Origin of the sequence: Rhodococcus tukisamuensis NBRC 100609 (assembly GCF_001894985.1) — a bacterium.
Lineage (GTDB): Bacteria > Actinomycetota > Actinomycetes > Mycobacteriales > Mycobacteriaceae > Rhodococcus_G > Rhodococcus_G tukisamuensis.
Map to the genome: position 1 here is coordinate 42,297 of NZ_BCXG01000033.1, position 6,816 is coordinate 49,112.

Sequence of the window (6,816 nt, forward strand, 5' to 3'; positions counted from 1 at the left end):
GGCGATTCGGAACATTCGGTAGATACCGGGCAAGGTACGCAGCGCTACACAATGATTGGCGCATGACAATTACAAAGAGAACTGCCTCGGCCACGGTGACCGCACTCATCGGCACCGCGATGGCCGTTGCGGCGCCGGGGGTGGCCGGCGCCACTGACGCGGCGGACACCTGCCAGCTCGGCTGGTCGAATGTGGGGCCGCGAACCTGTGAACAGGCGCCCGTCAAGATGGCACCGGTATGGACGCTGGGGAACGGCATCTGTGCCGGCATGCTGACCGCCGCCGGAAATGCGTTCGACGGACCGCTGGGGCAGTACTCGGAGGTGCCGGGGGCCGTCCATTCCGTCGAGCTGCGAATCACGCAGGGCTTCTCGCCGCTGGGGGAGTGGGCACCGACCATCCTGGCCTGCGACGTCAATGCGATCGTCGACTGGCGGAACCTCGACACAGGTCAGAGCGGCACCGTGACTCGGTACGTACCCGCGTCCAATACGAGTTCCCGGCCGATGATCGTGCAGGTCGGCACGGGTCCGGGTCGGGTTCAGCTGACCATGCGGACCGACCGCCCGAGTTTCCCGGTGTCGACGGAAGTTGTCGTTCCCTGACGTAACTGCCCGCCCGCCCGGCGACCTCTCGCGCCCACGGGTGCCGTTCGAGAGGTCGTCGGGCGCTGTGCTCTGTGGTCGTCGAGGCCTCGGCAATACGGGGTGACTCCCGGGCCGGACTCGACCAGTCGCCAAAACGGCCCGACCGCCGCGGTGGCGGGCTGCTGGGACTCACTCGCGGACCGGCTGAATAAACAATGTCGCGACGCGCTCACCCCGTGGGGGATCGAACCGATCCCACCCCAACGAACCCCAGAAACTGTCTGCATCGCTGTACGCGAAGAGCCGCCGATCCGCATGCCGCTCCTCAAGAGCGCGCACCACCCCGGTGCCAACACCGCGGCCCCGAGCCGCAATAGCCACCTCGACGCGCTGGATCTCCAACCGATCCCGGTCCAGCTCCGGCACCCCCACGTGCTCCGGGTTGATTTCACCAAGATCATCCAGCTCGACACGGGCCACCTCCGCAGCGCCCTCCAGCACCTGCACGTACCAGGGGTCGTCACCGCAGTGACTCGGCCCGACCCACCAGTCCTCCCTCTCGTACGCAACCGCGCGGTCGAACGGCGGGCACCACCGGCGGTCCGCGCCGAAATGATCGGTCAACTTCAACGTCATGCCATCAGTTTGAGACCTTCACCGATGCACGGCGTACCGCAGGCAGCAGGACGTGTCATCGGTACAGGTCACGACACCCAAACGCAACATCCGGACCGCGGCTCGCACGCCCGGGCTCCCGAGCACGACACCGGGCCGACCACGCCGACACCGCGGTGCCGGCGAAGTGCCGGCCCGAGACGCCAGCGACCCCGGCCCAGGCCGCACCGGCACCCACCCTGTGAACCGCCCCCACGACTCGAACCAAAGCACGTAAGGGCCCTCAGCGACCAGCACGGGCCCACGAGCCAAGGGGGCCACCATGACCCGCACGATCTCCACGCCCGAAGCAGCAGAAGCCATCACCGGCATCGCCAACGCCGCAGCCAACGCCATCACCGGCGTCGCCCAGGCCGACCCGGCCGCCGCTCAGATCCTCGCGGTCGCACTCGCCGCCGCGATCCTCATCTGCACCACGGCTGGCACCGCGCTGGTGGTCCGCCACCAGCGCCGCCGCCGCACCCCGCCCACCGACGACTGACGGGACATGCCGTCACGCCTGAGGCGCCACCTCGTAGCCTCATCGGATGCATCTCGATGATCAGCTCGGCCGATGGATTCAACTCACGGGCCACGTTCGCGACACCCTCGACCCGATCCTGGGCATGATGTCCGATGGACAGAGGGTGCTGGTCGACAACGTGTTCCGCGGAGTCCAGTGGGCGCTCGGGGACTATCTTCACGCTGGCGATGCAGACGCTCCGCCCGAAGGCAGTGATCTGGCCGCGGTGGTCGGCCCGTTCGCCGCCACTCTGCGCGGGTATCAGGACATGACGACCGCGCCCGGCACGACCGCCGAACTCCGAGCCCTGCTGTCCGGTGTTCGTGATGCCGCCCAGGTAGCGCACCTCGCGCTCACCACCGACGACCGGCTGGCGACCCAGACCGTCGACGAGGTCATCGCTGACTTCGCCGACGAGTACCGGATTTCGCTGATACTCGCGCTCACGGCAAACCACGCGCTCTCACGGAACGTAGTCCACTGGCAGGAGTCCAAGGCCGCCGATCGAGCCACCGGTGACCACCTGGACGTGGCCACCATGACGTTCGTCGCAGACGCTGGCGAGCGCACGATCCCCATGTCCAGCCTGACGGCTGCGAGCACCGTCGAGCCGCTCGTCGCCACCTACGGGAACTTCGCGGCGTCCATGCAGACCCTGAGGACCGGAGGTACGCCTCCCCCGATCTACCGGATGTCCTATCAGCAGTGGGTCACCAACGTCCACGCCGCGTGGGAGGACACGTACCGTCCACGCCTCGCTGCCGCACACGGCGCCGACGATGCTGGGCAGCCGTGGACGAAGAACGACATCCGGTCCGAGTTCTTCAACGAGGTCCGCCAGATCCGCCACGACATCTCGCACAAGCAAGGCGTGTGCGTCGAGAGCGCCGGCAACACGCTGATCGGCTGGGTCGAGCCCGGCAAGGCGATCGCACCGACGCCGCAGCAGATGCTCGGGATGCTCGATCTGTTCCCCTACGACGAGCTGCGGCGCACGCCGACCAGAGCCCCGCGCACCACCGAGCGACTGCCCTACCAGTTCGACCTCGAGTGGATCGAGAAGGTCAAGGCCCACGTCGGGGCGATCGAGCCCGTCAAGAAGAAGCGGCCCGCCGTGCTCCAGCAGATCGTCGACGACTGGATGACCCAACCCGCCGCGGAGCCGACGTAGGCTCCGCGTCCACCGGCACCACCCGGCGGACCTGCCTGGCTGGCCACGCGATCGACGCCGTGCTGGCCGGGAGCAGCCCGCGGTGGCGCCCGGCCCGCGAGCCAACTTGCACGCTATAAGCCCGCCGGAGGGGTGGACGCCGCGGCCCAGGCCCTGATGCCGCCGACGAGCCGAAAAACCTCAGTTGCTCCACGCCGACCCTGACGCAGGTGATCCACCAACGGGGACCCGCGCGTATCCGCCCTACATTCTTACGGTTTCCCAGGGCTTCTCATCGTCGGCTTCCCGTTTGCGTGTCGCATAAGTATCTTCCCATGGTTCAGCACCAAACCAACATTGACTTACGGCTGTAAGTGCGGAGATGGTCCGATCAGTACGCCTACTCTGGTGGCATGCAAGCAAACAAGAGATCCGGGCGAGTCGCGGAGATGCCGAGCAGCACACCACCTGCTGAATCCATATCTTCACCAGCGGAAACGAGGGAGGACCTTCTCAAGTTGACCGGCCGCAGGTACACGGTGGCTCGTCACGTCCTGGTGCAGCAGCCCAATTCCGAGATTCATCGGCCAAGCGTCCTCGGACCGATCGTCACCGACCGGAAGCGTCGATCGCTTCAGCTATACCTCCTGCTGCTCACGGTCCAGTCCCTGGTGCAGGCCCGAGACGACAAGGGGGAGCCTCCACTGCGTGCTGGTGTCTTGGCCCGGGCGCTATGCACCGAGAAGGGCCGGAAGTGGACACCCACACATGTCTCAGCCGCGTGGAACGATCTCGAGGACCGCGGACTGGTCGAGCGCAGACGCCTCCCGCATGGCGTGGTGGTCAAACCGCGGCGCGAGGACGGCAAGGCCGATTACAGCAAGCCCGGGCAGAAGAAGGGCGACCGCTGGGAGACGTACTTCGTGATCCCACCCGAGTTTTGGACGGAGGAGTGGTTCGAGCGTCTGTCGCTCCCGGGATTGGCGATGCTACTGATCATCGCCTCCGAGACCAGCAACAAGGCTGAGGTCTGGCTGACCAACCAGGGCGCCGCGGGGTGGTACGGCATGTCCGAGCGGTCTGTCCAGGCCGGCATCGCGGATCTCAAGAACCATGGCCTCCTCGACATACGGGTCGAGTGGGTCAAGGCTTCGCTGTCCGCGATCGGAGCAACGGACCGCCACTGGTACAGCCTTCTCAGCCCGTTCAGCTACGACGAACGACGTGCCCTTCAGAAGCAGGCCAAGGCTGAGCTCGAGGCACGACAGTTGGCCGCCAGCGCCGACAACAAGCCCTCCCGTCTGAGCACGAGCCGGAAGAAGTCCCTGAAGCGGAGCAAGCCGGCACCCGATTCCCAGCCGAACCCGACGCAGGAGAAGGCACTCAGAGAGTGAGCGCCCGCCCGATACCTGTATCCATCCACTTCCGGCCCCTCAGCCGCCCCTACCCCAACGGAGACACCGTGAACTCGACCGATGGCAACCGCCCCCGAGGCAACGGCCTCTTCTGCTGGTATACCCATCCCCTGACCACCGTGATCGTGGTGGTTCTCTCGACCCTGGTGTTCGCCTATTTCCTCGGCACCGAATTCGCGGTTACCGCCCTCGTCGGGCTCCTCAGCTACGTCACCGCGTGCGCCCGCGCCTACAAGCCGACCGGCACCACCGACTGACCGGCGCCACATGACGACCCACCCAACGCGACCGCAGAACGGTCCCGGCGAGGGATAGCCCGCCATCACTGGTGCCGGGCGCCAGCACCGAGCTGGTCCACGGCCGCCGGGCCGGGAACCGAAGAAGGGCCCCACCGAAACGGTGGGGCCCTTCGGGCTGATGTGATCTCCGGGGTGGCGGCGGATCCGTTGCGGACCGCAGCGGATCAGCCGCACTGCCTCCGGTGCAGCGGGGTCGTCTTCAGGCCGTCCATCCCTGGGCGACGGCGGTTGCCAGGACACCGACCACCGTGTGGCGTGAAGGGGACCGGCCCGTATGCGTCGGACCGGTCCTTGCCGTCAGTCCCGCCCATCGCGGATGTTCCTGTCCGTTCGGCCCCTTCACCTGGCGCGTTCTAGCGGTCCCCGCAACACCCTGGATTTCAGGGAGTTGCGGGGAAGTGGGCGCCTCAGTCGTCGTCGAGGGAGGCAGGCTAGTCAAGGAAGTCGACGTCGTGGCCGGGATCGAGCTCGTCGCTTGCGAAGGCGTAGTGACGCCACTGCGCTGGGACTCGTTGTTGACACCGTCGTGGACGGGTTCGCTACCGAAGAAGGATCCAGCCGCAAGATCGGCCGGGGCAACGAGTGGGCCGGGATCGTCATAGGGAATGCCCTCGGCATCCCCTCCCTCGGCATCGCCTATGGTGCAGTTGTCCAGTCGGCCAAAATCATCCTCGCCAACCTGAACGGCCGTACCTGCACGGACAGTGGCGCGACGGTTCCGTGTCCGGGTGCTGGCTTCCAGATCACCAACAACTGATGCACCCCGCTCCCGTGCGTCTCTTCGGCCCCACCACGGGCCAGAAGGACGCACGGGCGGCGGAGCCGCCTAACCTGGTCGGGTGACCACTCTGCCGCGCCTGGACCTGCATGCCGACCCCATCGACCTGACCGCCGCGCTGGTGGACATCCCCAGCGTCTCCCAGGACGAATCGCTGATCGCCGACGTCGTCGAGGCCGCGTTGCGCGAGCAGACGACCGGCTTCGAGGTGATCCGCAGCGGCAACTCGGTGCTGGCCCGCACCAACCGCGGCCTGCCCAGTCGGGTGATGCTGGCCGGGCACCTGGACACCGTGCCGATCGCGGACAACGTGCCGAGCCGGCGCACCGTGGACGCGGTGGAGGGCGACGTGCTGCACGGCTGCGGCACCGTCGACATGAAGTCCGGTGACGCGGTGTTCCTGCACCTGGCCGCCACGATCTCCGACCTCGCGCACGACCTGACGCTGGTCTTCTACGACTGCGAGGAGATCGCCGCGCAGTACAACGGGCTCGGCCGCATCGAGCGCGAGCTGCCCGAGTGGCTGCAGGCCGACGTCGCGGTCCTGGGCGAGCCGTCCGGCGGCTTCATCGAGGCGGGCTGCCAGGGCACCCTGCGGGTGCGGCTCACCGCGTCCGGTACCCGCGCACACTCGGCGCGGTCCTGGCTGGGGGACAACGCGATCCACAAGCTGGCCCCGCTCCTCGCGCGGCTCGCGGATTACCAGCCGAGGTCGGTGGACATCGACGGCTGCGTGTACCGGGAGGGGCTGTCGGCGGTGCGGATCTCCGGGGGCGTGGCGGGCAACGTGGTGCCCGACGCGGCCGACGTGGACGTCAACTTCCGGTTCGCGCCGGACCGCAGCGTCGAGCAGGCGATCGCGCACGTCCGCGAGGTGCTCGGTGGCCTGGACCTCGACCTCGAGGTGACCGACTCCTCGCCCGGCGCGCTGCCCGGTCTGGGCGCCCCGGCGGCGGCCGCGCTGATCGAGGCCGCGGGCGGGCAGTTCCGGGCCAAGTACGGCTGGACCGACGTGTCCCGCTTCTCCGCGCTGGGCATCCCCGCGGTGAACTACGGCCCCGGCGACCCGAACCTGGCGCACAAGCGCGACGAGCGCGTCCCGGTGCAGCAGATCACCGACGTCACCGCCGTCCTGCGCGGGTACCTCAGCGCCTGAACGCGTCCGGCCCCGCCTCGGTGAACGAGGCGGGGCCGGAACGGGTGTGGCTGTCTCAGCCGATGCTGAAGGGCTGGCCCCACAGGGTGGTGGTGCTGGTGACGGTGTCGGTGTTCACCGTGACGGTCGCGAAGGAGCGGGCCTGCGCGTAGCCGGCGCAGCCGTTGACCGCCATGGTCGAGTCGGCGTAGGTGACCGATCCGCTCGTGCCCTTGAACGAGTGCGAGCCGGAGTGGCTCTCGGCGCCGTAGGCA

General features: G+C 67.9%; 9 protein-coding genes. 7 read left to right on the forward strand and 2 right to left on the reverse strand.

The window, feature by feature from the left end; translation table 11 throughout:
- The first annotated feature begins 62 nt into the window (after nucleotides 1-62).
- Nucleotides 63-605 carry a hypothetical protein gene (locus RT2_RS22830; protein ID WP_245709568.1) on the forward strand — a complete coding sequence of 181 codons (543 nt, stop codon included), beginning with the start codon at nucleotides 63-65 and terminating at the stop codon, nucleotides 603-605.
- A gap of 171 nt (nucleotides 606-776) precedes the next feature.
- On the opposite strand, the gene RT2_RS22835 is transcribed toward RT2_RS22830, so the two are convergent.
- A complete protein-coding gene (locus RT2_RS22835; RefSeq protein ID WP_072847097.1) occupies nucleotides 777-1,223 on the reverse strand; it encodes a GNAT family N-acetyltransferase in 447 nt (148 codons plus the stop codon).
- A gap of 301 nt (nucleotides 1,224-1,524) precedes the next feature.
- Between RT2_RS22835 and RT2_RS22840 the strand changes: the two genes are divergently transcribed.
- The 6 genes from RT2_RS22840 (at nucleotide 1,525) to dapE (ending at nucleotide 6,562) form a co-directional block, all read left to right on the forward strand.
- Nucleotides 1,525-1,743, forward strand: a complete 219-nt coding sequence (locus tag RT2_RS22840; RefSeq protein WP_072847098.1) for a hypothetical protein — start codon at nucleotides 1,525-1,527, stop codon at nucleotides 1,741-1,743.
- A gap of 46 nt (nucleotides 1,744-1,789) precedes the next feature.
- Nucleotides 1,790-2,935 carry a hypothetical protein gene (locus RT2_RS22845; protein ID WP_072847099.1) on the forward strand — a complete coding sequence of 382 codons (1,146 nt, stop codon included), beginning with the start codon at nucleotides 1,790-1,792 and terminating at the stop codon, nucleotides 2,933-2,935.
- Between the two features lie 392 nt (nucleotides 2,936-3,327).
- Complete coding sequence (locus RT2_RS25660; RefSeq protein WP_139191341.1) at nucleotides 3,328-4,308, forward strand: hypothetical protein; 981 nt, start codon at nucleotides 3,328-3,330, stop codon at nucleotides 4,306-4,308.
- A gap of 68 nt (nucleotides 4,309-4,376) precedes the next feature.
- Nucleotides 4,377-4,586, forward strand: coding sequence for a hypothetical protein (locus RT2_RS22855; RefSeq protein ID WP_072847101.1), 210 nt, complete (start codon nucleotides 4,377-4,379; stop codon nucleotides 4,584-4,586).
- Between the two features lie 568 nt (nucleotides 4,587-5,154).
- Nucleotides 5,155-5,385 carry a hypothetical protein gene (locus RT2_RS22860; RefSeq protein ID WP_072847102.1) on the forward strand — a complete coding sequence of 77 codons (231 nt, stop codon included), beginning with the start codon at nucleotides 5,155-5,157 and terminating at the stop codon, nucleotides 5,383-5,385.
- A gap of 91 nt (nucleotides 5,386-5,476) precedes the next feature.
- On the forward strand, nucleotides 5,477-6,562 hold the full coding sequence (gene dapE, locus RT2_RS22865) for a succinyl-diaminopimelate desuccinylase (RefSeq protein WP_092776509.1): 1,086 nt from the start codon (nucleotides 5,477-5,479) through the stop codon (nucleotides 6,560-6,562).
- A 55-nt stretch (nucleotides 6,563-6,617) separates the two neighbouring features.
- Here dapE and RT2_RS22870 read toward each other — a convergent pair.
- Nucleotides 6,618-6,816 (reverse strand): MspA family porin (locus tag RT2_RS22870; protein ID WP_174556720.1); only part of this gene is annotated, 199 nt, incomplete at its 5' end.

What these genes read in the sequence shown, in the direction of transcription:
- RT2_RS22835 (WP_072847097.1), bottom strand. Translation starts at nt 1,223, where the DNA reads ATGACGTTGAAGTTGACCGATCATTTCGGCGCGGACCGCCGGTGGTGC.
- RT2_RS22845 (WP_072847099.1), top strand. Translation starts at nt 1,790, where the DNA reads ATGCATCTCGATGATCAGCTCGGCCGATGGATTCAACTCACGGGCCAC.
- RT2_RS22840 (WP_072847098.1), top strand. Translation starts at nt 1,525, where the DNA reads ATGACCCGCACGATCTCCACGCCCGAAGCAGCAGAAGCCATCACCGGC.
- RT2_RS22830 (WP_245709568.1), top strand. Translation starts at nt 63, where the DNA reads ATGACAATTACAAAGAGAACTGCCTCGGCCACGGTGACCGCACTCATC.
- RT2_RS25660 (WP_139191341.1), top strand. Translation starts at nt 3,328, where the DNA reads ATGCAAGCAAACAAGAGATCCGGGCGAGTCGCGGAGATGCCGAGCAGC.